Source organism: Streptomyces sp. NTD107 (genome assembly GCF_059510435.1).
On record NZ_JCAJZV010000003.1, the window covers coordinates 150,070 to 174,663 of the forward strand.

Consider the following 24,594-nt stretch of genomic DNA (forward strand, 5'->3'; position numbering starts at 1 on the left):
TGCGGGCCCCGGCACGTGCGCCCCCTGCCACCTGCGACAACGCCAAGGCGCTTGCGCCCGTCCCGTCGCCCGACCACCGCCCCGCAAGGACGCCCTGCGGGCGGACTGCTTGCACTCTCAAGGGGAGAGTGCTAATCATTGCGTTAGCACTCTGAGGGTGAGAGTGACAGAAGAGACCGGTTCGGTGAGGTCGTGAGCCAGGCGGGGCAAGGAACCGCTGGGCGTACGGCCGTCCGTCGCGGGCGCCGGCGCGGTCCTCGGAGCAATCCACCCCGTTATCTGGGAGGACCCCTTCACATGGCCAAGATCATCGCGTTCAACGAGGAGGCGCGGCGCGGCCTTGAGCGCGGGATGAACCAGCTCGCCGACGCCGTCAAGGTCACGCTCGGTCCCAAGGGCCGCAACGTCGTTCTGGAGAAGAAGTGGGGCGCCCCCACGATCACCAACGACGGTGTCTCCATCGCCAAGGAGATCGAGCTGGAGGACCCCTACGAGAAGATCGGCGCCGAGCTGGTCAAGGAGGTCGCCAAGAAGACCGACGACGTCGCGGGTGACGGTACGACCACCGCCACCGTGCTGGCTCAGGCCCTGGTTCGCGAGGGGCTGCGCAACGTCGCCGCCGGCGCCAACCCGATGGCCCTGAAGCGGGGCATCGAGGCGGCCGTCGAGAAGGTCTCCGAGGCGCTGCTGGGTCAGGCCAAGGAGGTCGAGACCAAGGAGCAGATCGCCTCCACCGCCTCCATCTCCGCCGGCGACACCCAGATCGGCGAGCTGATCGCCGAGGCCATGGACAAGGTCGGCAAGGAAGGCGTCATCACCGTCGAGGAGTCGCAGACCTTCGGGCTTGAGCTGGAGCTCACCGAGGGCATGCGCTTCGACAAGGGCTACATCTCCGCCTACTTCGCCACCGACATGGAGCGGATGGAGGCCGAGCTTGAGGACCCGTACATCCTCATCGCCAACTCCAAGATCGGCAATGTGAAGGACCTCCTTCCGCTGCTGGAGAAGGTCATGCAGGCCGGCAAGCCGCTGCTGATCATCGCCGAGGACGTCGAGGGCGAGGCCCTGTCCACGCTGGTCGTCAACAAGATCCGTGGCACCTTCAAGTCCGTCGCCGTCAAGGCGCCCGGCTTCGGTGACCGCCGCAAGGCCATGCTGACCGACATCGCCATCCTCACCGGTGGCCAGGTCATCTCCGAGGAGGTCGGCCTCAAGCTGGAGACCGCCGGTCTCGACCTGCTGGGCCGCGCCCGCAAGGTCGTCATCACCAAGGACGAGACCACCATCGTCGACGGTGCGGGCGACAGCGACCAGGTCCAGGGCCGGGTCAACCAGATCCGCGCCGAGATCGAGAACTCCGACTCGGACTACGACCGCGAGAAGCTCCAGGAGCGCCTCGCGAAGCTGGCCGGCGGCGTGGCCGTCATCAAGGCCGGTGCCGCCACCGAGGTGGAGCTGAAGGAGCGCAAGCACCGCATCGAGGACGCGGTGCGCAACGCGAAGGCCGCCGTCGAGGAGGGCATCGTCGCCGGTGGCGGCGTGGCCCTGCTCCAGGCGTCCTCCGCGCTGGACAAGCTGGACCTGGAGGGTGACGAGGCGACCGGCGCTGCCGCCGTCAAGCTCGCCCTGGAGGCCCCGCTGAAGCAGATCGCGGTCAACGCCGGCCTTGAGGGCGGCGTCGTGGTCGAGAAGGTCCGCAACCTGCCGCAGGGTCACGGTCTGAACGCCGCGACCGGCGAGTACGTGGACCTGCTGGCGGCCGGGATTCCCGACCCGACCAAGGTCACCCGTTCCGCGCTCCAGAACGCCGCCTCCATCGCGGCGCTGTTCCTCACCACCGAGGCTGTCATCGCGGACCGTCCGGAGAAGGCGGCGGCCCCGGCCGGCGACCCGACCGGTGGCATGGGCGGCATGGACTTCTGAGTTCTGCCCCGCTCGACCAGGCACAACAGCCGTAGCGCCGAGGGCGGCACCCGGGACCTCACGGTCCCGGGTGCCGCCCTCGGCCGTTGAGCGGGTACGGACGGCCCGTCAGACCCGGACGTCCGGGACGCTGTCCAGCAGCGCGGCCCACTCGGGGTACTTCGCGAGCTTGGCCTCGTGCAGCTCCACCAGCTTGGCGCCGAGACCCGGGTCGGGGTCGTCGGACAGATCCACCCGGGCCAGCCGCGCCAGATGGGGCAGGATCTCCGGGTCGCCGGCCAGATGTTCCGGGTCGTGCATGTAGCGCTCCAGCGCCGCCAGATCCTCGATCGCCACGGTGAAGGCGTGGGTGAAGCCCTCGGCGGGGTCGCCGAGATCCTGCCCGACGGCCGAGAACGACACGGAGTCCAGGGCGGCGGTGCGGCGCAGCAGGGTCAGGGCCCGCTCCTTCTCCTCCTCGGTGCTGCTGTCCTTGAAGGCGAATCGCAGTACGTGAACAAACATGGCGCCCCTTCCGGGGGTGCGGGCCGGCGTTTCCCCGGAGCGTACCAGTTGGTTTGAAAAAATGAACCTACGAGTTCAATTGCTCGGACGGTCAGGTAGGGCAGGGCGGTAGGCTGGCGCCCGTGACCGGAACCAGCACCGCCGCCGCACACGGGCGCATCGACAAGCGGCAGGCCATCCTGGCCGCCGCCTTCGCCGTCTTCGCCCGCCAGGGATATGCCCAGAGCTGTGTCAAGGAGATCGCGCAGGAGGCGGGGGTCGCCAAGCCGACCGTCTACAACCACTTGCACGACAAGGAGAATCTGTTCCGGCACGCGCTGCTCGCCGTGGCCGACGCCGTCATGAGTGAGAACCTCGCCGTCATCGACCGGCTGCGCGACCCCGGCCCCGAACTGCGCCCCACCCTCGAACAGGTCGCCCGGCTGCTGGCCCGGGCCTGCTGCGAGGAGCGCGCCCGCGCGCTGCGCCGGCTCAGCCTCACCCAGATCACCGCGCTGCCCGACCTCGCCGAGGAGGTACAGGACCGTACCTCCCACCGTCTCGGCGAAGGGCTCGCCGACCGCTTCGCCCGGCTGACCCTCGCCGGCCGGCTGCGCCCCTGCGACCCGGCGCAGGCCGCCGAGCACTTCCTCGCACTGCTCACCGGACCGCTCGACGCCCGCTCCCGGCTGGGCGTCCGCGCGCTCCCCGAGGCCGAGCAGCACGCCGTCGCGGACGCCGCCGTCGACACCTTTCTGCGGGCGTACGGACCGGAGCGGCCGGAGCAGCCCGGGTAAGGGGCGGCGTCAGTCCTTGGCCGCCGCCGTCAGGGCCGCGCGCAGCCGGCCCTGGGACTCCGTCAGCAGCCGGTCGGCGGTGGGCGCGTCCACCTTGCCGAGGATGGTGAGGATCGCGTGCTTCACCTCGCCGTCGGTCGCCAGCAGCGCCGACTCGATCACCGGATCGGGCGCCCCGGTCGCCAGATGCACGATCCGCCGCGAACGGGCCCGCAGCTTCTCGTTCGAGGCGCGCACATCCACCATCAGATTGCCGTAGGTCTTGCCGAGCCGGATCATGCTGATCGTCGAGATCATGTTCAGCACCAGCTTCTGCGCCGTGCCCGCCTTCAGCCGGGTGGAGCCGGAGATCAGCTCGGGCCCCACCACCACCTCGATGCCGTGCTCGGCCGCCGCCGCCAGCGGCGAACGCGCGTTGCACGACAGGCCGATGGTCAGCGCGCCGCGCTCCCGGGCGTACTCCACGGCGCCCACCGCGTACGGCGTACGCCCCGATGCCGAGATGCCGACCACCACGTCGTCCGCCGTCACCCCGCGCCGCCGCAGGTCCTCGGCGGCCAGCGCCTTGCTGTCCTCGGCGCCCTCCACCGCCGTCACCATCGCGCCCGGGCCGCCGGCGATCAGCCCGACCACCTGGGAGGGATCGGTGTTGAACGTCGGCGGACACTCGCTGGCGTCCAGCACCCCGAGCCGGCCGGCCGTGCCGGCGCCCAGGTAGAGCAGCCGCCCGCCGCGCGCCAGCCGCTGCGCGGCGGCGTCGATCGCGGCGGAGATCTTGGGGAGTTCGGCCTCGACGGCGCCGGGCACCCCGGCGTCCTCGTGGTTCATGGTGCGGGCGATGTCGAGCGTGGAGAGCTGGTCGATCTCGGCGAGATCCGCGCGGTATGCCTCGGTGGTCAGACCATCGAGTTCGGAACGCAGCTCACCATAAGGACTGATGGACATGGAGGTGCGGCTCTCTGGGCGGTGCGGGTACGGGGGAGGAGGGGCGTGGAGGGGCGTGGGGCGTGGAGGGGTACGGCGCGGGTCAGCGTTCGCGGGCCGGCGAGTGCCGGTGCGCCAGCGCCTCATAGCTTGCGTGCAGCGCGGGCGCGGCGGTCTCGTACGTACGCTGCGCCACGCCGACGAACAGACAGTCGACCACCAGCAGCTGGCTGGTGCGGCTGGACATCGCCGCCGGGCGCAGCTCGCTCTCGCGGCCGGTGGAGGTGGTCAGGACGTGGTCGGCGTACTGGGTGACCTCGCCGTCCGGCCGTCCGGTGATGGCGACCGTGGTGGCGCCGTGGTCGAAGGCCGCCTGAAGCGGCTCGATGACATCCACGGTCCGGCCGGAGTGGGTGATGGCGACCGCGACATCGCCGGCCCGCAGCTGGACGGCCCCCGTGACCGCCAGGTGTGGGTCGGCGTGCGCGTGGGCCACCAGGCCGATGCGCAGCAGTTTCTGGGCGAGGTCCTGGGCGACGAGGGAGGAGGCGCCGATGCCGTACACATCGACGCGGCGGGCGGCGGCCAGCGCGGTGACGGTGGCCTCCAGCTGGGCGAGGTCGAGCGCCCCTGCGGTGTCGGTGAGGGTCTGCCGCTCGTCCTGGGTGAGCTTGGCGACCACGTCGCTGAGCGGGTCGTCGACCGAGATGTCGGCGGTGACGGCGGGCGCGGCGCCCGATGCCTGCTGGGCGGCGAGGCCGGCGAGGGCGAGCCGCAGATCGCGGTAGCCGGGGTAGCCGAGCATCCGGGCGGTACGGACCACGGTGGCCTCGGAGGTGCCGGTGCGTTCGGCGAGCCCGGTGACGGTGAGCGCCGCGCAGCCGGCCGGGTCGGAGGCGACGGTTTCGGCGACCCGCTGCATGGAACGCGTCATGGACGGGGTCATCGTCCGGACCTTGGCGGCCAGGGCGGCCGGTTCCGGGGGAGCGGGGCGCGGCGGTGCGACGGCGACGGGGCGCGGCCGGCCGGGCCGGCGGACGAAATTTTCCTTCATCGCATTCCTCACAGGGTGAAACATATTTTCGTAGGAGTTGTCGCGTCAAGCCTTGGGAGTGCTCCAATAGTGCGTATGAACCACGAGACGCCGGAAGGGGCCATTCACCGGGGCCGCGCGCTGGTACTCGCCGATCTGGCGGCCTGTGACGCCGCCGGGCCGGCCGAGGTCTCCGCGCTGGAGACGGCGATGGAACACCGGCGGTGGTGGTGCGAACAGTGGCCGCAGGGCGCCGCGTACCTGCCCGGGCTGCTCGCCCAGGACGTCCAGGACGCCCTGCTGGACGCGCACGGCGCGGCGGGGCGCTGGCCGGTGTGCCCGTTCTGCGAGGATCACCACGCCCTTGACCTGGCGCCGGAGCTGTCCGAAGATCCGCACTGGGTGTGCGGGGCGACCGGCCGCACGGTGGCGCCGCTGGGCGGGCTGGCCGAGGCCGGTACCGGGTGACGCTCTACATCGATCCGCCGGACTGGCCGGGCCACGGCCGGATGTGGTCCCACCTGATCAGCGACGTCTCGTACGAGGAACTGCACGCCTTCGCCGCCCGGCTGGGCGCCCCGCCGAAGGCGTTCGACGGGGATCACTACGACATTCCCGCCGAGCGTCATGCCGAGGCGGTGCGCCTCGGCGCGCTGGAGGTGGGCAGCAAGGAACTGCTGCGCCACCTCCGCGAAGCCGGCCTGCGCCGCCCCAAGCGGCGCCGGCCGCCGCCGGCTACGCCCGGGTCCGCTCCAGGGTGAACCAGAAGGTCGGGACCGGGTTGGTGCCGGGTGTCACATCGGTCAGCCGCCACCCGGTGAACCGGGTGCGGAGTTCGTCCGCGGTGGCGCCGGAGATCGGGTCGTCCCACGCCTCGGGCCCGTACCCGAACATCAGCAGCCGCGCGCCGGGCGCCGCGCGCTCGGTGAGGCCGGTGGCGTACGCGTCGCGCCGGTGCGGCGGGATGCCGCAGTAGCAGCTGAGGTCGAAGAAGAGGTCGTACGGGCCGGGCAGGCCCGTCTCGGCGAGCCGGGTGGCGTCCCCGCACAGCACGGTGATGTCCGCCCCGGCCGCCACGGCCTTCTCCCGGGCCTGCCGGACCGCGCGGTCGACCAGATCGACGGCCGCCACCTGCCAGCCGTGCCGGGCCAGATAGACGGCGTTGGTCCCGGTGCCGCAGCCGAGTTCGAGGGCCCGGCCCGGGGGGAGCGCGCCGGGCCCCTCGATCAGGGCCACCAGCTCGGGCGGGGTGACGCCGGTGTCCCACGGCGGCTTGCCCGCCCGGTAGTAGTCCTCCAGCTCGCGGCGTACGGCCGCCTCCTGGTCGAGTTCCACCGCTGTCCTGATCTCTGTCATCGCCGCCTCCATGAATGAATTTAGAGTCAGACTCTAGTGACTGACTCTAGAGATAGTCTCTTCACATGGATGCGGTCAAGGGATCCGACGGACACCACCCCCACCCCAAGCGCCCGGACAAACGGGCCGAACGCTCGCGCCGCACCCGCGAGAAGGTCATCGCGGCGGCGCGCGACCTCTTCCTCGCGCAGGGGTACGGGGCGACCAGCCTTCAGGAGGTCGCGGACCGCGCGGGGGTCGCCGTACAGACCGTCTACTTCGTGTTCCGCAACAAACGCACCCTGTTCAAGGACGTCGTCGACACCTCCATCGCCGGCGACGCCGAACCGGTCGCCACGATGGACCGCGACTGGTTCCGCGCCGCGTGCGCCGAGCCCACCGCCGCCGGACAACTGCGCGCCCACGTACGGGGGGTGCGCGACATTCTCGGCCGGGTCGGCCCGATCATGCCGATGATCGCCGCCGCCGCTGCCACCGATCCGGAGATCGCCGCGCAGTGGCCCACCGGCCCCGACCAGCGCTACACGGTGCAGCACGCCGCGGCGCGGGCGCTGACCGCCAAGCCCGACGCCCGGCCCGGCGTCGGCACCGAGCGCGCCGCCGACCTGCTGTACGGGCTGCTCAGCCCCGAGCTGTATCTGGTCTATGTGCGCGACCGGGGCTGGTCGCCCGACGACTGGGAGGAGTGGGCCCGCGAGGCGCTGACCGCCCAGCTCTGCACCGGGCGCGGGTAGGGCGGCTCAGCGCGGAGCGGGCCGGCTCAGCGCGGAGCGGGCCGGGTCACTGCGGGCGGGGGCGGCGGGCGCGCCAGACCAGGAGGGCGGCCGAGGCCACCGCCGACAGGCGCAGGAGGACCGGCCAGGTGTCGGAGAGCTGGTCGCCGGCCGTGGTGTCGGTCAGCGGCTCGCCCCAGTACTCATTGACCCGGCCGAACAGCCAGCCGAGATAGCCGCCGAAGACCAGGCCGGGGCCGCCGAAGGTGATCCACTGGGCCTCGCGGCGGGACAGCCGGGGCGCCCAGTACGCCAGCAGCCAGCCGATCGCCAGCGTGACCAGCTCGGTCAGGGCGGCCCCCGCCACCAGCAGCACGGCGCCGATCAGCTCGACCGGTCCGCCCATGTGGCGGTTGGTGCCCCGGATCGCGGCGTTGGCGCGGCGCCAGCCCTTGGGCGGGGCGGGGGTTTCCGGGGCGGCCGGTGCCGCCTCCGGCGCGGGGGCCTCCACCGCCGGTGCCTGGGCCTGGGCCGGGGCGGGTTTCAGGTCCGCGCGCGCCTCCACCGGGGGGCGCAGCATCTCGGGGACCTCGATGCCGCCGACGAACGCGCCGATCTGGCCGTCCGGCCAGTACGGCTCGGGGGGTCTGGGCTGCTCCGTCAGGTCCGGGGGTTCTTCATCCGGCGCCTGCGGCCCGGCGGGCGCGGCGGGCGCCTCCGCCTCGGGCCCGGGCTCGGGCTTGGGCTTGGGCTTGCGGAAGGTGAAGCGGGCCGGCCTCCCGGCCCTCTCCGGGGCCCGCGGTGCCGGAGCCGGTACCGCAGCGGCAGCCGCCGCCCGTACCGCCGGCGCCGTCACCGTCCCGTCACCCGTCGCGCCCGCGACCACGTCCTCCGGGCGCCCCATCCCGCGCAGGATCCGCTTGACGTCCGAGCGGGACTCCTCGCCCTCCACCCGGGACCGCTGCTGACCGATCTCCGCGCGCAACCGCCCCACCAGCGCCGCCCGTTCGGCCGCGGACATGCTGGTGGTGTGGGCCAGGTCGCCCACCTTGCTCAGATAGTCGAGTACCAGCTGTTCGCCTTCGATCCCCACGGCCCCGATGGTAGCGGCAGCACCTATGCCTTCGCCGCTGTTCATCAAGGGTTCACCAGACACCCCGCAACCGGCTACCCACGCCTCGTTACATGTGAACCATGGCGACAGGTCTTGCGACACCCCTATCCCCCCACGGCGGGCGCCGCCCCACCGAGGGTGCCCCCGTCGTGTTCGAGCTGGGTGGGGTGAATGTGTCGTACGGTACGCACCGCGCCGTACGGGACGTCTCCATGGACATCCACGAACGCGAGATCACCGCCCTCATCGGCCCGTCCGGCTGCGGCAAGTCCACCGTGCTGCGCTGCCTCAACCGGATGAACGATCTGGTGCAGGGGGCGTCCGTCTCCGGCAAGGTCGCCTACCGCGGCAGCGATCTCTACGCGGACGACGTCGATTCCATCGAGGTCAGGCGGCGGATCGGGATGGTGTTCCAGAAGCCCAACCCGTTCCCCAAGTCGATCTACGACAATGTCGCCTACGGTCTGCGCTTCGGCGCCGGCCGGATCAGCCGCAGCGAACTGGACGACCGGGTCGAGGCCGCGCTCACCAGCGCCGCCCTGTGGGACGAGGTCAAGGACAAGCTGTCCAGCAGCGGGCACGCGCTCTCCGGTGGCCAGCAGCAGCGCCTGTGCATAGCCCGGGCGGTCGCGGTCCAGCCGGATGTGGTGCTGATGGACGAGCCCTGTTCGGCGCTCGATCCCATCGCCACGGCGAAGATCGAGGACCTGATGCAGAAACTCGCGGACGAATTCACCCTGGTGATCGTCACGCACAATATGCAGCAGGCCGCCCGGGTCTCCGACCGCACCGCGTTCTTCACTGCCGACACCGACAGCGAGGGGGTACGCCATGGGCGCCTGGTTGAGTACGACGCGACCGAGAAAATCTTCAACCGGCCCGCTGACCAGCGTACCGAGGATTACATCTCAGGGCGCTTCGGATAACCGATCGGACAATCCCCCGCCACAGGAGGAGGATTCCGTTCCCGGAATCTCGCTCGGCATCAATCCGCTGGTACTGCTCGCGGACGCCGACGAGCGTATCCGGCAGGGCCTGACCGCCCAGCTGGCGAAGTATCAGGTGTCCGTGGTGCACTGCGCCGACGGCGCCACCGCGCTGCTGGAGGCCGGACTGCGCCGCCCCGACGTGCTGCTGGTGTCCGCCGGGCTGCCGCTGATCGACGGCGCCACCGTCACCAGGATGGTGCGCCGCCGGCTGTCCATCCCGGTGGTCCTCGGGGTCAGCCCGGAGGACACCGACCAGGTCGGCCCCGCCCTGGCGGCCGGCGCCAGCGCGTGCGTGGCGCGCCCGTACCGGCCGCGCGAGGTCGCCCAGTTGCTGAGCCTGTCCGACCGCGGCCAGCGCGGCGGCTGGGACCAGCCGCTGGTGTGCGGGCCGCTGACCCTGGACCCGGGTACGTACGAGGTCCGCATGCACGGCGTGGTCACCGCGCGGCTGCCGCTGCGCGAGTTCCAGCTGCTGCATCTGCTCATGCTGCACGCCGAGAAGGTCATCACCCGGGACCGGATCCGCGCCGAGCTGTGGGGCGACGGCGCCAGCCGGTCGAATACGATCACTGTTCACATTCGGCGGCTGCGGGAGCGGCTGGGCGATGACCCGCACCACCCGGAGATCATCCAGACGGTGCGCGGCGTCGGCTACCGGCTGGTGCCGCCCGGGCAGTTCGCCTAGCTCCCTTCGGCGGTCCCGGCGGTTCCGCCAGGTGACGCGTTTCTTAACGATTTCAGCTCTCTTTGTGAAACTGCCGGTTCCGCCGAACCTATCTTTCTGTTCACCTTCCGGACCGCACGCCTTCGCCGCACGCTCCTACGTTCTCCCCGAGACATTCAAAGTCAAAGGAGCAAGGCCATGCGCAACTGGCGCGCCAAGACCGCGGCGATCGTCGCGGTGTCCGCCCTGGCCCTGACCGCGTGCGGCGGCGGCGACGACAACAGCAACAGCGGTGACAAGGGCGGCGACAAGGGGACCGACACCGGTTCCTCGCTGTCCGGCACGGTGACCGGCGCGGGCGCGTCGTTCCCCGCCACCGTGTTCCAGGACTGGATAGCCGCCTACCAGGGCGACAAGTCCGGCGTCACCGTCAACTACCAGAGCGTCGGCTCCGGTACCGGTGTGGAGCAGTTCATCGGGCAGTCCATCGACTTCGGCTCCTCCGAGGAGTTCCTGAGCGATGAGGCCCTCGCCGAGGCCGAGGCCGCCCGCGGCTGCCCGGCCGTGCAGTTCCCGGTGGTCTTCGGTTCCGTGGCCATCGCCTTCAACGACGAGGCCCTCGACGGCCTGGTGCTGACCTCGGACGTGATCGCCAAGATCTACGACCGCGAGATCACCAACTTCAACGACCCGGCGATCGCCGAGCTGAACCCCGGCGTGGACCTGCCGGACGAGAACATCCTGCCGGTGCACCGCTCCGACAGCTCCGGCACCACCTTCGTCTTCTCCCACTACCTCAACACCGAGGTTCCCGCCTGGGCCGACAAGTACGGCGAGGGCAAGGAGATCGAGTGGTCCGGTGACACCATCGGCGGCGAGGGCAACGAGGGTGTCTCGCAGCAGATCTCGCAGAACCCCGGCGGCATCGGCTACGTGAACCAGTCGTACGCGCTGGAGCTGGGCCTGCCCACCGCCAAGGTGGTCAACGCCGACGGTGAGGCCATCGCGCCGACCCTGGAGGCCACCACGGCCGCCTCCGAGGAGGCCGACATCCCGGACACCTTCCAGTTCACCATCAACGGGGTGGGCGGCGCCGGTTACCCGATCGCCGGCACCAACTTCATCCTGGCCTACACCTGCGGCTACGACCAGGCGACCGCCGACATCATCAAGGACTTCTGGTCCTGGACGCTGACCGACGACGCGGACGCGCTCGCCCTGGAGCTGGGCTACGCCCCGCTGGGTGCCGACCTCAAGACCCGGGTGCAGTCGCAGATCGACCTGATCAACAGCCAGGGCTGAGCGCGCTGACCTCCGGTCACCCCTCCCCCCAGTCCCCCCGCCGCCCGGGGCGGTAACCAATCCGCCCCGGGCATTCCCCGTACCCGCGTCCCCGTGGCAGCAGACAGGAGCAGCAGCAACGATGTCGGCCACACTGTCCCGTCAACGAAAGCGGATAGCCGACCCGGCGTTCCGCTGGTTCGTGACCCTCGCCGGCGCCAGCGTCTTCGTCATCCTCGCCGGGATGGTCATCAGAACGACCAATGACGCCTGGCCCATCTTCCAGTACCAGGGCTTCTTCAGCTTTCTGACCGGCGACCAGTGGCTGGCCGGCACCAGCCGCACCGGAAGCGACTTCACGGGTACGTACGGGGCCTGGCCGTTCATCTACGGCACCATGGTCACCGCGCTGATCGCCATCGTGATCGCCCTGCCGCTCGCGCTGTGCGTCGCCTTCTACATCAACCAGCTGGCACCCAAGCGGCTGCGCAACCCGCTGTCGTACTCCGTGGAGATGCTGGCCGCCGTGCCCAGCATCATCTTCGGCATGTGGGGCTTCTTCTGGCTGCTGCCGAATGTGCTGCGCCCCTTCCTTGAGTGGCTGGAGTCCTCGCTGGGCTGGCTGAACATCTTCGGCTGGAAGCCCTTCGAGGGGCCGGTGTTCGGCTCCAGCTACCTCGCGGCCGGCATCGTGCTGGCGATCATGATCCTGCCGATCATCACCGCGATCGTCCGCGAGGTCATCGCCGTGAACCCGGTCGACCAGCAGCACGCCGCGTACGCGCTGGGCGCCACCCGCTTCGAGGTGATGCGCAAGGTGGTGCTGCCCTCCAGCTTCTCCGGGATCGTGGCCGCCTCCATGCTGGGCCTCGGCCGGGCGGTGGGCGAGACGGTGGCCGTGATGATGCTGATCGGCTCCACCAAGAACTGGGACGGCTCGCTGCTGTCGGCCGGTGACTCGATGGCCGCGCACATCGCCGCCCGGTTCGGTGAGGCGACGCCGGAGACCACCAAGGCGCTCATGGCGATCGGTGTGGTGCTGTTCCTGTTCACCATGATCATCAACATCGGGGCCCGACTGCTGGTGTGGCGGATCGGCCGAGTCTCGGGGGACGCCGCCGTATGAGCACCGACACCACGACCACGGGCACCACGGCCGGGACGACGTCCACGGGCCACCGCAGCCTGCTGGTGAAGCAGGGCAACGCCAACGCGCGCGGGGTGAAGAACCGTATCGCCATCGGCGTGCTCACCCTCGCCATGGCGGTCGCCGTGGTCCCCCTCATCCTGATCATCTTCGAGGTCACCAGCCGCGGCGCCGGCGCCATCCACTGGGACTTCTTCACCTCCGACGAGCCCAGCTACCGGCAGGAGGGCGGCTACCGGGCCGGCTTCGTCGGCACCGCGTACGTCATGGGCGGCGCGATCCTGATGTCCGTCCCGCTGGGCCTGGCCACCGCGATCTATGTGGTGGAGTACGGCAGCGAGACCCGCGCCGGGCGGCGGCTGTCCAACCTGATCCGGTTCTTCACCGATGTGATGACGGGCATCCCCTCCATCTTCGTCGGTCTGTTCGTGTACGGCTTCCTGGTCTCCTCCACCGGCGGCCTGGGGCAGGGCTTCAACGCCTTCGCCGGTTCGGTCGCCATCTCGATCATCATGCTGCCGATCGTGGCGCGGTCGTCCGAGGAGATGCTCAAGCTGGTTCCGGACGAGTGGCGCAACGCCTCGTACGCGCTGGGCGCCTCCAAGTCCCGTACGGTCCTGACGACCGTGCTGCCGGCCGCCGCGCCGGGGCTCGCCACCGGCTCGATGCTGGCGGTGGCGCGGGGCGCCGGTGAGACCGCGCCGCTGATCATGACGATCCTGGGCTCGCAGTACCTGGTGAGCAGCTACTTCGAGGGCGCGCAGGGCGCGGTGCCGCTCCAGATCTACCGGGGCGCGCGGCAGCAGTTCGAGGCCGGCATCGAGCGGGCGTGGGGCGGCGCGCTGTCGCTGTTCGTGCTGGTGCTGGTGCTGGTGGTGCTGGCCCGCTGGCTGGGCTCCAAGGCCAGCAAGCTGAAGTGATGAAGGGGATGGAAGCAGACATGTCGGTGTTCGACATACAGGGACTCGGCGTGGCCTACGGGGGCTTCACGGCCGTCAAGGACATCAGCCTGGAGATCCCGCGCAACAAGGTCACCGCGCTGATCGGCCCCTCGGGCTGCGGCAAGTCCACGGTGCTGCGCTGCCTGAACCGGATGAACGACCTGATGGACGCCACCGTCACCGGGAAGATCGTCTACAACGGTGAGGACATCTACGGCCCCGAGGTGGACGCGGCGGAGGTGCGGCGCCGGATCGGGATGGTGTTCCAGCGGCCGAACCCGTTCCCCAAGTCGATCTACGAGAACGTGGCGTTCGGGCCGCGGCTGAACGGCTTCAAGGGCGACCTCGACCAGCTGGTGGAGGAGTCGCTGCGCGGGGTCGCGCTGTGGGACGAGGTGAAGGACAAGCTGAACGACCCGGGTACGGCGCTGTCGGGCGGTCAGCAGCAGCGGCTGTGCATCGCGCGGGCGATCGCCGTGCAGCCGGATGTGCTGCTGATGGACGAGCCGTGTTCGGCGCTGGACCCGATCGCCACGCTCAAGATCGAGGATCTGATCCGGGAGCTGGTCAGCTCGTACAGCATCGTGATCGTCACGCACAACATGCAGCAGGCGGCGCGGGTCTCGGAGATGACGGCGTTCTTCAGCGTCGACATCGACGACGAGCAGGGGATGCGTACGGGTGCGCTGGTGGAGTACGACAGCACGGAGAAGATCTTCAACAACCCGGGCAGCACGCGTACCGAGGACTACATCAGCGGCCGGTTCGGCTGAGGCCGGCGCGGTGCGGCGGGGCGGCGAATCGTTCCTGCCGCTTGACGGCGGCGAGCAGCGCCGCCACCCGGGCCCGGGAACCGGCGAGTACGGTCCCGGGCCCGGTGCTTTCCCGCAGCAGCAGGCGCCCGCCGGGCAGCCGGGCCAGCTCGACGCAGTTCTCGCCGCCCCCGCCGCCCCCCGACGAGTACGACGACTTCTGCCAGCGGGCGGTCACAGCTCGCGGGCGATGTGATGGATCAGCGAACGTGACTCGGCGGGGCTGAGGGTGAAGTCGTCGGCGTCGTCGAAGAACTTCCGGTATCCCTCCAGCTGGTGGTCGGCGGTGAGCAGGATTCCGCCGATCGGGGTGTCCATCTGCACCGTGTCCAGCTGCGGGACCACCCCCTGCGCGTACAGCAGCGGCTGGGTGGCCTCGTAGAAGCGTTCATTGGTGAACGGGATCACCCGCAGGGTGATGTGGGGGAGTTCGGACGCCTTCATCAGGTGCTCCAGCTGGGTGCGCACCACCTGCCGGCCACCGAACCGCATGCGCAGCGCCGCCTCGTGCAGCACGACGTCGAACGGGGCGGGGTCGGGGCCGTCGAGGACGGACTGACGGCGCAGCCGGTACTCGACGTACGGTTCCACCTCGTCGGCCGGGGTGTTGCCGTTGACGGCGCGGATGTACTCCTCGGTCTGGAGCAGTCCGGGGACATTGACGGTGTGCAGGATGCGCATCCGGACGCTGTGGTATTCCAGCTCGGCCAGGTCCAGGAAGCGGGGCGGCAGGATGGTGCGGTAGGAGTCCCACCAGTGCTGGCCGCGGTGCTCGCGGGCGATCGCGCTCAGGGCGTCGAGCAGGGCGGTGTCGGTGGAGCCGTAGTAGCCGGCGAGCTTGCGGATGCGTTCTTCGCTGACGCCGATCCGGCCCGATTCGATGTGGCTGATCTTGCCCTGGTCGGTGCCGAGCATGGCGGCGGTTTCCCGGGCCGTGCGGCCCGCGCGTTCCCGCAGCTTGCGCAGTTCGGCTCCCAGGCGGGCTTGCCGGGCGGTGGGACGCTCCCTCGGCGGCATGGTGGTTCTCCGGTCTTGTCTTGTTGATCGCTGGCGCTGTGGCTGAGTTTGCCGCCCCATTACTCCCTGAGTCCACTTGCATGCACAGGGGTACAGGTACCCCGGCGGGCTATGGGGTGATCTGTGGCTGTTTCCTGTCCGTGGCGGGGCGCGACCGGTACCGTGGGCTGGATGACCACTGAGCAGCGACCGCGCGGGCCGCGCACCCTGGCCGAGGAGCTGCGCGCGCGCAGCGACGAGGAGCTGACCGGGCTGCTGCGCGCCCGCACCGATCTGCTCTCCCCGCTCCCCGGCGACGTCTCGCAACTGGCCACCCGGGCCGGCACCCGCGCCTCGGTGGTGCGGGCCCTGGACCGGCTGGACGCGTTCACGCTCCAGGTGGCGGAGGCGCTGGCCGTCGCCCCGCAGCCGTGCCCGTACGACACGCTGGCCGCGCTGCTGCCGGGCGGGGAGCGCGAGCTGCCGCGCGCGCTGGCCGAGCTGCGCGGGCGCGCCCTGCTGTGGGGCGCGGACGGCGAGCCGCGGCTGGTGCGCACCGCGCAGGAGCTGCTGGCGCCCACCGCCGCCCGGCCGGGCACGACGGGCCTCGGCCCGACGGTCGCCGAGGCGTCGGCGGGCATCTCGCCGCGCCGGGTGCAGGAACTGCTGACCGGCGCCGGGCTGCCCGGCACCGGCGACGCGGTGAGCGCCGTGGTGGCGCTCACCGAGCTGTTCGGGGACGAGGAGCGGTTCGCGCGGCTGCTGGCGGACGCGCCGCACGGCGCGCTGGAGGCACTGGACCGGCTCGCGTGGGGGCCGCCGTACGGGGAGGTCTCGGCCCGCCCCGGGCCGCAGCTGCGCTGGCTGCTGGACCGGGGGCTGCTGCTGCCGACCCAGCCCGGCACGGTGGTGCTGCCGCGCGAGGTGGCGCTGCGGCTGCGCGGCGGGCGCGCGCATCGCGAACTGCGCCCCCAGCCGCCGGTGGTGACGGCGCGCGCGGCGTACGAACCCGGCTCGGTCGACGCGGCGGGCGCGGGCGTGGCCCAGGGCGCGCTTGGCCTGCTGGAGGACCTGCTGACCGGCTGGGCCGCCGACCCCCCGCTGGTGCTGCGCACCGGCGGCGTGGGGGTGCGGGACCTGAAACGTACGGCGGTGGCTTTGGACGTCCCCGAGCCGCAGGCCGCGTTCTGGACCGAGCTGGCCTACGCGGCCGGCCTGGTGGCGGGCGACGGCGCGGCCGACGAGCGGTACGCGCCGACCCCCGGGTACGACGCGTGGGCGGCGGAGAGCGAGCAACTGCGCTGGGCGCGGCTGGCGGCCGTGTGGCTGACGGGCACCCGGGTCCCGGGCCTGATCGGCGGCCGGGACGGCAAGGGCCGCCCGCTGTCGGCGCTCGGCCCCGGCCTGGACCGCGGCCCGGCGGCGGAGCTGCGGCACCGGGTGCTGGCCCTGCTCGCCGCCCTGCCGCCCGGCACCGCCCCGGAGCCGGCCGCCATCCACGACACCCTGGCCTGGCAACTGCCCCGCCGCCTCCCGGCGGAGACCCGCGAGGCACTGTGCGAGGCGGCCCTGACGGAGGCCGAACTCCTCGGCATCACCGGCCGAGGCGCCCTGACCACCTTCGCCCGCGCCCTCCTGGACGCCACGGACACCACGGCACCCGCCGAGCCCGCAGACACCGCCTCCGCCGTCGCCGCCATCGCCGAAGCGGCGCGACGGCTGGCGCCGCTCCTCCCCGAACAGCTCGACCACTTCCTCCTCCAGGCCGATCTGACCGCCGTCGCCCCCGGACCCTTGCGGCGCGAGCCCGCACAGACCATGGCGCTGGCCGCCGACATCGAGTCCAAGGGCGGCGCGACCGTCTACCGCTTCACCCCCGGCTCGGTACGCCGCGCCCTGGACGCCGGCCTGACCCCCGCCGCCCTCCACACCTTCCTCGCCGACCACTCCCGCACCCCGGTGCCGCAGCCCCTGCGCTACCTCATCGACGACATGGCGCGCCGGCACGGCCAGGTGCGGGTCGGGGTGGCCGCCGGCTATCTGCGCTGCGAGGACGAGCCGCTGCTCACCCAGCTGCTCGCCGACCGCCGCGCCGAGCAGCTGCGGCTGCGCCGCATCGCCCCCACCGTGCTGATCTCCGACGCGCCCCCCGAGATCCTGCTCGCCCGGCTGCGCGAGCTGGGCTTCGCCCCGGCCGCCGAGTCCGCCGAGGGCGCCGTGCTGACCCTGGCGACCGCCGCCCACCGCACCCCGCCGCGCACCGCGCCCGAACCCGTCCCCGACGGCCCGCCGGCCGCCGACGACCGGCTGCTGGCGGCGGCGGTACGCGCCATCCGCGCGGGCGACCGGGCGGATGCGACGGAGACGGCGGCCAGTGCCACTACGGGCGGGCGGCTCACCGTGCCGACCCCGGCCGGCGCGCTGCCGCGTACCTCTTCCGCCGACACCCTGGCGGTCCTCCAGGCGGCGGCGCTCACCAACTCCCTGGTGCGCATCGGCTACGTCGGGGCGGACGGCATCGCCACCCAGCAGGTGCTGGCCCCGGTCCGGGTGGAGGGCGGCTTCGTGACGGCCTTCGACCACACGGCGGAGGAGGTCCGCACGTACCCGCTGCACCGCATCACCGGCACGGCGGAACTCCCGGAGGGGTAGCGGGCCGCATGCGGATGACGCCGATCGAGGTGCCGGGCGGGCTGGTGGCCAATTACGCCACCTACCACGGCGAGCGGGGCGCGGCGTGGATCGCGGGCCTGCCCCGGCTCGCCACCGGGCTGCTGGAGCGCTGGGACCTGCGCCCGGACGGCCCGGCGGCGCACGGCATGTGCGCGCTGGTGCTGCCGGTGACCCGGGTCGCGGACGGCCGCCCGGCGGTGCTGAAGCTTCAGCCGGTGGACGAGGAGACGGTGGGCGAGCCGCTCGCCCTGGCCGCGTGGGACGGCGGGGGCGCCGTACAACTGCTGGCGCACGACCCGCCGACCGGCTCCATGCTGCTGGAGCGAGCGGCCCCGCGCTCCCTGGCCGGCATCCCTGATGATCTGGCCGCCCTGGAGACGCTCTCCCAGCTGCTGGCCCGCCTGGTCACCGCCCCGCCCCCGCCCGGCCTGCGCTCCCTCGCCGACATTGGCGCCCGGCTGCTTGACCGGGTCCCGGCGGTCCTGCCGAAGCTGGCCGACGCGGCCCATCGGGCGATGTACGAGGACTGCGCGGCGGCCCTGCGCGAGGTCCTGCCGGAGCCGGGCGACGCGCTGCTGCACTGGGACCTGCACTACGAGAACGTCCTGGCCGGCGAGCGCGAGCCCTGGCTGGCGATCGACCCCAAGCCGCTGACCGGCGACCCCGGCTTCGAACTCCTCCCGGCCCTGACCAACCGCTTCGCCGAGATCACCGCCGCCCCCGATCCTTCCCCAGGCTCTTCGAGCAGGGGACACCCCATGCGCGCGGTCCGCCGCCGCTTCGACCTGATGACCGAGGTGGCCTCCCTGGACCGCCCCCGCTCCCGCGCCTGGACCCTGGCCCGCATCCTCCAGAACGGCGTCTGGACGGTCGAGGAGGGCGGCACCGCCCCGTACCCGGAGCACGTCATGATTTACGACGCCCTGCGGCGCCTCGACTGAACACGCACCGTCGGTATGGCGCCCGGACCAAAGGGTAGTAACCCCGCTCAGCCCGGCGCACGAAGGCCCTTGAAATACTGATCCTCCGTGCGTTCCCCTTCACAGTAGATGAGGATTCTGCGCTGCTCCGGAACCTGAGCCTGCTTGCGCTTCAGAGACTTTCCCCGCCCCACGTGCCCCTCCGTGCGAAAGTTGGGCTGTCAGCTGACTCAGCAGATCCTCATCGAGGAAGGGCAATGCGCCATATCGCCCTGACAGGTAGCGCTTTTCCAGGTTGTCCTTGGTGGCTGAGTCGCGCACATAGAAGTCAGTTATGGGAAACAGCCGGGTGGTGCTGGTTGCCGAGTCCTTCTCGGTGAACCAGATCTGATCACGGAACAGCTCGGTGCGAGCCGTGTGGCCGAGCAGTGATGTCTCGTGGGTACTGAAAATCAGCTGCGCTCCGTGCCGGTTGGAGTCCGGGTTCTGGAACAGGCCGACCAGTGCGTCGGCGAGATACGGATGCAGTCGTGCGTCGAGTTCGTCGACGCACAGGACGCTGCCTTCGGCAAGCGCCGTCAGAACGGGTCCGAGCATGCCGATCCAGGTGCGGGTGCCGCTGGACTCCTCGTCGATCTCCAGTCCGAACAATCCGTCCGCCGTGCGATGTTCCACCTGGACGCGGTGGCGGGGGACCCCGCCGACATGGACTCGCTTGCCCAGGGCCTCCCGCACCGCCGCCGCGACGCGTCCGTGTTCCTCTTTGACTTCCTCGTCCTGGTCCTGGACGCGCAGTCCCGCCACTCCCAGGTCGGCGAAGCGAAGCAACGCCGTCAGTGCCGGTCCGATGTCCTTGCCGGTATCGGACTCCCGGCGCCGGTACAGCTCCATCGTGTAATCGAGTCGGTCGGCGAAATCTTGGTCGGAGGCCGAGCGCAGGCCGTCGCGGAACCACCGGTGCAGGGCGCCCAGCAGATCATGCCCCTGAGCCGCCGCGACAGAGAGATAGAGGCTGTTGGGGCGCAGCAGCCGGGCGATGGTTTTGGGTCGGCCGACCAGCGATCGGCCGAAGCTGATGGGCTCGGCCTCGTCTGCCTTCCGGATATAGAGCTTGCGGCGTCTTCCTTCGGGAAAAGCGAAGAGCCATTCTTCGATGATGCGCTCGTCATCGAGGGTGAAGCCGAATTCGTACCTGGTTCCCGCAGCGATGAAATCCATCTCAAAAGTGCTGGGAAATGCTTCGGGATCGGGTCGGAGCGCGAAGGGCCGGCGGGGGATGCCGCCGGCCGGGTCCCAGCGGCGGAAGGAAGAAAGTACGGCGAAGCGCATCCACACGATCGCGTCCAGGGCGTTGGACTTCCCGGACGCGTTCGGACCGTAGACGGCCGCTACCGGCACGGTCCGGTACGGGGAGCTCGGTACTTCGAACTCCGCCCGCTCTGGATGGGCGTCATTCGCGATCAGTGACAGTTCTTGCTCATCGCGCAGTGACGCGTGGTTGGTCACCTGGAAGCGCAGGAGCACCGCGACCTCCCTGGGTATCCGCCACCCAAACGGCAAGATCCAGTGCCTTCACCCTTTCGATGCGGCTCTTCTCATCTCAGACCGCCGCGCCCCCGAGCCCATGCTGCACACTGGAAGCTTGGCCTAGGGAAGACGGAGGTACGCCGCGTGGGTGGGCCGCTCATTGTGCAGAGTGACAAGACGTTGCTGCTTGAGGTGGATCACGAGCAGGCCGAGGCGTGCCGGCGGGCCATCGCGCCGTTCGCCGAGCTGGAGCGGGCGCCGGAGCACATTCACACCTACCGGGTGACCCCGCTGGGCCTGTGGAACGCCCGGGCGGCCGGGCATGACGCCGAGCAGGTCGTGGACGCCCTCGTCACCTACTCGCGCTATCCCGTGCCGCAGTCGCTGCTGGTCGATGTCGCCGAGACCATGGCGCGGTACGGGCGGCTCACGCTGCTCAAGCACCCCACGCACGGTCTGGTGCTCCAGAGCACCGACCGGCCGGTGCTGGAGGAGATCCTTCGCTCCAAGCGGGTGAAGCCGCTGGTCGGGGCGCGGATCGACGCCGATCAGGTGGCGGTGCACCCCTCGGAGCGGGGGCAGATCAAGCAGGCGCTGCTGCGGCTGGGCTGGCCGGCCGAGGATCTGGCCGGGTATGTGGACGGCGAGGCGCACCCCATTGACCTGGCGGAGGACGGCTGGAGCCTGCGTCCGTACCAGCGGCAGGCGGTGGACGGGTTCTGGCACGGCGGGTCCGGGGTGGTGGTGCTGCCGTGCGGCGCCGGGAAGACCCTGGTGGGCGCCGGGGCGATGGCGACCGCCAAGTCCACCACGCTGATCCTGGTCACCAACACCGTCTCGGCCCGGCAGTGGAAGGCGGAGCTGGTGCGCCGTACGTCGCTGACCGAGGACGAGATCGGTGAGTACAGCGGCACCCGCAAGGAGATCCGGCCGGTCACCATCGCCACGTACCAGGTGCTGACGGTGAAGCGGAAGGGCGTCTACCCGCATCTGGAGCTGTTCGACTCCCGGGACTGGGGCCTGGTGATCTATGACGAGGTGCATCTGCTGCCGGCGCCGGTGTTCAAGTTCACCGCCGATCTCCAGGCGCGGCGCCGGCTGGGGCTGACCGCGACGCTGGTGCGCGAGGACGGCCGGGAGTCGGATGTGTTCTCGCTGATCGGCCCGAAGCGGTTCGACGCGCCGTGGAAGGAGATCGAGGCGCAGGGATACATCGCACCGGCGGACTGTGTGGAGGTACGGGTCGATCTGACCGAGGCGGAGCGGCTGGCGTACGCGATGGCGGAGGCCGAGGAGAAGTACCGTTTCTGCGCCACCACCGACTCCAAGCGGCGCGTCACCGAGGCGCTGGTGCGGCGCCATGCCGGCCAGCAGACCCTGGTCATCGGCCAGTACATCGACCAGCTGGACGAGCTGGGAGAGGCGCTCGGCGCCCCGGTGATCAAGGGCGAGACCAGCAACGCGCAGCGCGAGAAGCTGTTCGAGGCGTTCCGGCAGGGCGAGCTGAGCGTGCTGGTGGTCTCCAAGGTCGCGAACTTCTCCATCGACCTGCCGGAGGCGACGGTCGCGATCCAGGTGTCGGGGACGTTCGGGTCGCGTCAGGAGGAGGCGCAGCGGCTCGGGCGCGTGCTGCGTCCGAAGGCGGACGGGCACGAGGCCCGCTTCTACTCGGTGGTGGCCCGGGACACCATCGACCAGGACTTCGCCGCCCATCGGCAGCGGTTCCTCGCCGAGCAGGGGTACGCCTACCGGATCATGGACGCCGGCGAGCTGCGGGAATCCCCTGAGCCGGATGGTGTCTGAGGGGCCGCACGACGCCCGCGTCGGTGTCGACGCGGCCCAGCAGCACCACCTCGAACGCCGAGCCGAGCCACACCCGGGTGGCGCGCAGCGCGTTCCCCAGGCGGTGCCTGGGGTGCGGCAGGGGCCCGGTGGCGGAGGCCCCGTGGGTTCCGTGAACCGTTGTGGTACTCATGGGTCCAGCGTGCGCCCGGTCACAGGGGTACGTCATCGGTCTTTCGACCTAATGTCCGACTGTGTCCCCTTAAGGGGCGCCCCCGGAGCGCCTCCGGGGTCCGGTAAAGGGTTTGCGTTCGCGGCGGGCCGCGCCTAGGGTGCTGCGTCTGCCTCCCTCCCGGTCGGGAGTGGAGCCGGCCGCACGGTAACCGGCCGGCGCCCCCGTTCACCCACCGCCCATGTTTCCCGGAGGCTTCGCCATGCCCGCGGACCAGTCGTCCCCGTCGTCCCCCCTGGACGCCGAACGCGCCCACCTCGCCGCCTCCCGCGACGCGCTGCGCGGCATGCGCGCCGACGCCGAGGCCCTGGACATCTCCGACGTCACGGCGAACTGGGTCAACGCCGAAGTGCTCGCCGCCGAGCTGGAGCTGCGCATCAAGTCCCTCGCCGACCTGGCCCACACCCCGCTCTTCTTCGGCCGCGTCGACTACGAGCACGACCTGGGCGAGAGCGGCGACGAGACCGGCCGCCGCTTCTACATCGGCCGCCGCCACGTGCACGACGCCGACGGCGACCCCATGGTCATCGACTGGCGCGCCCCCGCCTCCCGCCCCTACTACGGCGCCTCGAAGAAGGACCCGCAGGATGTCGCGCTGCGCCGCCGCTTCGGCTACGACGGCGGCGAGCTGACCGCCTACGAGGACGAGCACCTCACCGACCCGGCGGAGGCCGAGCGCTCCAGCGCCCTGCTCCAGCGCGAGATCGAGAAGCCGCGCGTGGGCCCGATGCGCGACATCGTGGCCACCATCCAGCCCGAGCAGGACGAGATCGTACGGGCCGGGCTGACCGGCTCCGTATGCGTGCAGGGGGCGCCCGGCACCGGGAAGACGGCGGTCGGCCTGCACCGGGTCGCGTACCTGCTGTACGCCTACCGTGACCGGCTCGCCCGCAGCGGCACCCTGGTGATCGGCCCGAACCGTTCCTTCCTGCGCTACATCGAGCAGGTGCTGCCCGCGCTGGGCGAGCTGGCGGTGAAGCAGGCCACCGTCGATGACCTGGTGACCGGCGGCGGCATCGAGATCCGCGGTACCGACCCGTCCGAAACGGCGCGGCTGAAGGGCGACGCCCGGATGGCGACGGTGCTGCGCCGCGCGGTGCGCGCCGGGGTGCGCCCAGCGCCCGCCGAGGGCGTGGTGGTGGTGCGCGGCTCGCGGCGCTGGCGGGTGCCGGTCGACGAGATCGCCGCGATCGTGGCGGAGCTGCGCGAGCGCGACATCCGGTACGGGGCGGCCCGCGACGCGCTGCCGCAGCGGATCGCGCACGCGGTGCTGGTACGGATGGAGGCCGCCGGCGAGGCGCCGGACGACCGGGTGCAGAACGCGGTGGCCCGTACCCCGGCCGTCAAGGCCGTCGTCAACGAGGTGTGGCCGCAGGTCGATCCGGTGAAGCTGGTGCTGCGGCTGCTGTCGGACGCCGAGTTCCTGGCGGCGGCGGCCGACGGCGTGCTGACCGAGGAGGAGCGGAAGCATCTGCTGTGGGAGCGCCCGGCGCGCGGCGTGAAGTCGGCGCGCTGGTCGGCTGCCGACGCCGTACTGATCGACGAGGCGCGCGATCTGATCGAGCGGACCGGGTCGCTGGGGCATGTGGTGCTGGACGAGGCGCAGGATCTGTCGCCGATGCAGTACCGGGCGGTGGGGCGCCGGTGCAGCACGGGTTCGGTGACGGTGCTCGGGGACATCGCGCAGGGGACCACGCCGTGGGCGACGTCGGGGTGGGCGCAGGCGCTGGCGCATCTGGGCAAGCCGGAGGCGGTGGTGGAGGAGCTGACGCAGGGGTTCCGGGTGCCGAGGAAGGTGATCGCGTACGCGTCGCGGCTGCTGCCGGCGATCGCGCCGGAGCTGTCGGAGGCGACGTCGATCCGGGACTCGGAGGGCTCGCTGATCATCCGGGAGGTGCCGGTGGCGGAGCTGGACGGGGCGGCGGTGGCGGCGTGCCGGGAGGCGCTGACCCGGGAGGGTTCGGTGGGTCTGATCGCGGCGGACGCCCGGATCCCGGCGCTGTCGGCCGCGCTGACGGCCGCCGGGCTCGCGCATCTGACGCCGGGCCAGGAGACCTCGGCGTCGGCGCGGCTGACGCTGGTGCCGGCGTCGCTGGCGAAGGGCCTGGAGTACGACTATGTGGTGCTGGACGAACCGGCGGCGGTGGTCGACGGCGAACCGGATGAACGCACCGGCCTGCGCCGCCTGTACGTCTCCCTGACCCGCGCGGTCTCCGGCCTGACGATCACCCACGCGACGCCGCTGCCGCGGGAGCTGGCGGCGGGCGCGGGGAACCGGTAGCCCGCA

General features: G+C 71.4%; 23 protein-coding genes. 15 read left to right on the plus strand and 8 right to left on the minus strand.

Going from position 1 to position 24,594, the window contains the following annotated elements; genetic code table 11:
• Nucleotides 1–297: 297 nt before the first annotated feature.
• Nucleotides 298–1,923, plus strand: coding sequence for a chaperonin GroEL (gene groL, locus AC5WRL_RS08260; protein ID WP_496087692.1), 1,626 nt, complete (start codon nt 298–300; stop codon nt 1,921–1,923).
• A 108-nt stretch (nt 1,924–2,031) separates the two neighbouring features.
• Here the strand turns inward: groL and AC5WRL_RS08265 are convergent, their stop codons facing one another.
• Nucleotides 2,032–2,427 (minus strand): Dabb family protein, encoded by a 396-nt coding sequence (locus AC5WRL_RS08265; RefSeq protein ID WP_496087693.1) that lies wholly within the window; start codon nt 2,425–2,427, stop codon nt 2,032–2,034.
• Nucleotides 2,428–2,549: 122 nt separating this feature from the next.
• Here AC5WRL_RS08265 and AC5WRL_RS08270 point away from each other — a divergent pair, with 122 nt between their 5' ends.
• On the plus strand, nt 2,550–3,203 hold the full coding sequence (locus AC5WRL_RS08270) for a TetR/AcrR family transcriptional regulator (protein ID WP_496087694.1): 654 nt from the start codon (nt 2,550–2,552) through the stop codon (nt 3,201–3,203).
• A gap of 9 nt (nt 3,204–3,212) precedes the next feature.
• On the opposite strand, the gene murQ is transcribed toward AC5WRL_RS08270, so the two are convergent.
• Together murQ and AC5WRL_RS08280 are read right to left on the minus strand one after the other, a co-directional pair.
• Nucleotides 3,213–4,148 (minus strand): N-acetylmuramic acid 6-phosphate etherase, encoded by a 936-nt coding sequence (murQ, locus tag AC5WRL_RS08275; RefSeq protein ID WP_496087695.1) that lies wholly within the window; start codon nt 4,146–4,148, stop codon nt 3,213–3,215.
• An 82-nt stretch (nt 4,149–4,230) separates the two neighbouring features.
• The gene (locus tag AC5WRL_RS08280; protein ID WP_496087696.1) at nt 4,231–5,181 is read right to left on the minus strand and encodes a MurR/RpiR family transcriptional regulator; all 951 of its coding nucleotides are present in this window, start codon (nt 5,179–5,181) and stop codon (nt 4,231–4,233) included.
• A gap of 75 nt (nt 5,182–5,256) precedes the next feature.
• Here AC5WRL_RS08280 and AC5WRL_RS08285 point away from each other — a divergent pair, with 75 nt between their 5' ends.
• Nucleotides 5,257–5,628: a DUF8819 family protein gene (locus AC5WRL_RS08285; RefSeq protein WP_496087697.1), complete on the plus strand. Its 372-nt coding sequence runs from the start codon at nt 5,257–5,259 to the stop codon at nt 5,626–5,628.
• Complete coding sequence (locus AC5WRL_RS08290; RefSeq protein ID WP_496087698.1) at nt 5,625–5,921, plus strand: DUF4031 domain-containing protein; 297 nt, start codon at nt 5,625–5,627, stop codon at nt 5,919–5,921. The genes AC5WRL_RS08285 and AC5WRL_RS08290 overlap by 4 nt, the downstream gene beginning before the upstream one ends.
• Here the strand turns inward: AC5WRL_RS08290 and AC5WRL_RS08295 are convergent.
• Nucleotides 5,896–6,516, minus strand: a complete 621-nt coding sequence (locus tag AC5WRL_RS08295) for a class I SAM-dependent methyltransferase (protein ID WP_496087699.1) — start codon at nt 6,514–6,516, stop codon at nt 5,896–5,898. The genes AC5WRL_RS08290 and AC5WRL_RS08295 overlap by 26 nt on opposite strands.
• A gap of 65 nt (nt 6,517–6,581) precedes the next feature.
• Between AC5WRL_RS08295 and AC5WRL_RS08300 the strand changes: the two genes are divergently transcribed.
• Nucleotides 6,582–7,250, plus strand: coding sequence for a TetR/AcrR family transcriptional regulator (locus AC5WRL_RS08300; protein ID WP_496087700.1), 669 nt, complete (start codon nt 6,582–6,584; stop codon nt 7,248–7,250).
• Nucleotides 7,251–7,296: 46 nt separating this feature from the next.
• Here AC5WRL_RS08300 and AC5WRL_RS08305 read toward each other — a convergent pair whose 3' ends face one another.
• Complete coding sequence (locus AC5WRL_RS08305) at nt 7,297–8,322, minus strand: hypothetical protein (protein ID WP_496087701.1); 1,026 nt, start codon at nt 8,320–8,322, stop codon at nt 7,297–7,299.
• A 170-nt stretch (nt 8,323–8,492) separates the two neighbouring features.
• Here AC5WRL_RS08305 and pstB (AC5WRL_RS08310) point away from each other — a divergent pair, with 170 nt between their 5' ends.
• From pstB (AC5WRL_RS08310) to pstB (AC5WRL_RS08335), 6 genes are all read left to right on the plus strand, one after another.
• Nucleotides 8,493–9,269: a phosphate ABC transporter ATP-binding protein PstB gene (pstB, locus tag AC5WRL_RS08310; protein WP_496087702.1), complete on the plus strand. Its 777-nt coding sequence runs from the start codon at nt 8,493–8,495 to the stop codon at nt 9,267–9,269.
• Nucleotides 9,270–9,342: 73 nt separating this feature from the next.
• Entirely contained in the window at nt 9,343–10,017 is a 675-nt protein-coding gene (locus AC5WRL_RS08315; RefSeq protein ID WP_496087998.1) for a response regulator transcription factor, read from the plus strand.
• 177 nt (nt 10,018–10,194) lie between these two features.
• On the plus strand, nt 10,195–11,298 hold the full coding sequence (gene pstS, locus AC5WRL_RS08320) for a phosphate ABC transporter substrate-binding protein PstS (protein WP_496087703.1): 1,104 nt from the start codon (nt 10,195–10,197) through the stop codon (nt 11,296–11,298).
• Nucleotides 11,299–11,419: 121 nt separating this feature from the next.
• The gene (gene pstC, locus AC5WRL_RS08325) at nt 11,420–12,403 is read left to right on the plus strand and encodes a phosphate ABC transporter permease subunit PstC (RefSeq protein WP_496087704.1); all 984 of its coding nucleotides are present in this window, start codon (nt 11,420–11,422) and stop codon (nt 12,401–12,403) included.
• Complete coding sequence (gene pstA, locus AC5WRL_RS08330; RefSeq protein WP_496087705.1) at nt 12,400–13,344, plus strand: phosphate ABC transporter permease PstA; 945 nt, start codon at nt 12,400–12,402, stop codon at nt 13,342–13,344. The genes pstC and pstA overlap by 4 nt, the downstream gene beginning before the upstream one ends.
• Nucleotides 13,345–13,364: 20 nt before the next feature.
• Complete coding sequence (gene pstB, locus AC5WRL_RS08335) at nt 13,365–14,138, plus strand: phosphate ABC transporter ATP-binding protein PstB (protein ID WP_496087706.1); 774 nt, start codon at nt 13,365–13,367, stop codon at nt 14,136–14,138.
• Here pstB (AC5WRL_RS08335) and AC5WRL_RS08340 read toward each other — a convergent pair.
• Both AC5WRL_RS08340 and AC5WRL_RS08345 read right to left on the minus strand, forming a co-directional pair.
• On the minus strand, nt 14,119–14,355 hold the full coding sequence (locus tag AC5WRL_RS08340) for a DUF397 domain-containing protein (RefSeq protein ID WP_496087707.1): 237 nt from the start codon (nt 14,353–14,355) through the stop codon (nt 14,119–14,121). The two genes, pstB (AC5WRL_RS08335) and AC5WRL_RS08340, sit on opposite strands and share 20 nt — an antisense overlap.
• A complete protein-coding gene (locus AC5WRL_RS08345) occupies nt 14,352–15,194 on the minus strand; it encodes a helix-turn-helix domain-containing protein (RefSeq protein ID WP_496087708.1) in 843 nt (280 codons plus the stop codon). Before AC5WRL_RS08345 ends, AC5WRL_RS08340 begins: the two co-directional genes overlap by 4 nt.
• Nucleotides 15,195–15,365: 171 nt before the next feature.
• Here AC5WRL_RS08345 and AC5WRL_RS08350 point away from each other — a divergent pair, with 171 nt between their 5' ends.
• Together AC5WRL_RS08350 and AC5WRL_RS08355 are read left to right on the plus strand one after the other, a co-directional pair.
• The gene (locus tag AC5WRL_RS08350) at nt 15,366–17,825 is read left to right on the plus strand and encodes a helicase-associated domain-containing protein (protein WP_496087709.1); all 2,460 of its coding nucleotides are present in this window, start codon (nt 15,366–15,368) and stop codon (nt 17,823–17,825) included.
• Between the two features lie 8 nt (nt 17,826–17,833).
• Nucleotides 17,834–18,787 carry an aminoglycoside phosphotransferase family protein gene (locus AC5WRL_RS08355; RefSeq protein WP_496087710.1) on the plus strand — a complete coding sequence of 318 codons (954 nt, stop codon included), beginning with the start codon at nt 17,834–17,836 and terminating at the stop codon, nt 18,785–18,787.
• Nucleotides 18,788–18,886: 99 nt separating this feature from the next.
• Here AC5WRL_RS08355 and AC5WRL_RS08360 read toward each other — a convergent pair whose 3' ends face one another.
• Nucleotides 18,887–20,290 carry an AAA family ATPase gene (locus tag AC5WRL_RS08360; protein WP_496087711.1) on the minus strand — a complete coding sequence of 468 codons (1,404 nt, stop codon included), beginning with the start codon at nt 20,288–20,290 and terminating at the stop codon, nt 18,887–18,889.
• Between the two features lie 147 nt (nt 20,291–20,437).
• On the opposite strand from AC5WRL_RS08360, the gene AC5WRL_RS08365 reads away from it, so the two are divergent.
• Entirely contained in the window at nt 20,438–22,096 is a 1,659-nt protein-coding gene (locus AC5WRL_RS08365; protein ID WP_496087712.1) for a DNA repair helicase XPB, read from the plus strand.
• 413 nt (nt 22,097–22,509) lie between these two features.
• A complete protein-coding gene (locus AC5WRL_RS08370) occupies nt 22,510–24,588 on the plus strand; it encodes a HelD family protein (protein WP_496087713.1) in 2,079 nt (692 codons plus the stop codon).
• The last annotated feature ends 6 nt before the right edge of the window (nt 24,589–24,594 follow it).

Excerpts from the sequence above, each read along its gene's own strand:
- groL (WP_496087692.1), top strand. The coding sequence starts at position 298 with ATGGCCAAGATCATCGCGTTCAACGAGGAGGCGCGGCGCGGCCTTGAG.
- AC5WRL_RS08265 (WP_496087693.1), bottom strand. The coding sequence starts at position 2,427 with ATGTTTGTTCACGTACTGCGATTCGCCTTCAAGGACAGCAGCACCGAG.
- murQ (WP_496087695.1), bottom strand. The coding sequence starts at position 4,148 with ATGTCCATCAGTCCTTATGGTGAGCTGCGTTCCGAACTCGATGGTCTG.
- AC5WRL_RS08280 (WP_496087696.1), bottom strand. The coding sequence starts at position 5,181 with ATGAAGGAAAATTTCGTCCGCCGGCCCGGCCGGCCGCGCCCCGTCGCC.
- AC5WRL_RS08285 (WP_496087697.1), top strand. The coding sequence starts at position 5,257 with ATGAACCACGAGACGCCGGAAGGGGCCATTCACCGGGGCCGCGCGCTG.
- AC5WRL_RS08295 (WP_496087699.1), bottom strand. The coding sequence starts at position 6,516 with ATGACAGAGATCAGGACAGCGGTGGAACTCGACCAGGAGGCGGCCGTA.
- AC5WRL_RS08300 (WP_496087700.1), top strand. The coding sequence starts at position 6,582 with ATGGATGCGGTCAAGGGATCCGACGGACACCACCCCCACCCCAAGCGC.
- pstS (WP_496087703.1), top strand. The coding sequence starts at position 10,195 with ATGCGCAACTGGCGCGCCAAGACCGCGGCGATCGTCGCGGTGTCCGCC.
- pstC (WP_496087704.1), top strand. The coding sequence starts at position 11,420 with ATGTCGGCCACACTGTCCCGTCAACGAAAGCGGATAGCCGACCCGGCG.
- pstA (WP_496087705.1), top strand. The coding sequence starts at position 12,400 with ATGAGCACCGACACCACGACCACGGGCACCACGGCCGGGACGACGTCC.
- pstB (WP_496087706.1), top strand. The coding sequence starts at position 13,365 with ATGTCGGTGTTCGACATACAGGGACTCGGCGTGGCCTACGGGGGCTTC.
- AC5WRL_RS08345 (WP_496087708.1), bottom strand. The coding sequence starts at position 15,194 with ATGCCGCCGAGGGAGCGTCCCACCGCCCGGCAAGCCCGCCTGGGAGCC.
- AC5WRL_RS08350 (WP_496087709.1), top strand. The coding sequence starts at position 15,366 with ATGACCACTGAGCAGCGACCGCGCGGGCCGCGCACCCTGGCCGAGGAG.
- AC5WRL_RS08355 (WP_496087710.1), top strand. The coding sequence starts at position 17,834 with ATGCGGATGACGCCGATCGAGGTGCCGGGCGGGCTGGTGGCCAATTAC.
- AC5WRL_RS08370 (WP_496087713.1), top strand. The coding sequence starts at position 22,510 with ATGCCCGCGGACCAGTCGTCCCCGTCGTCCCCCCTGGACGCCGAACGC.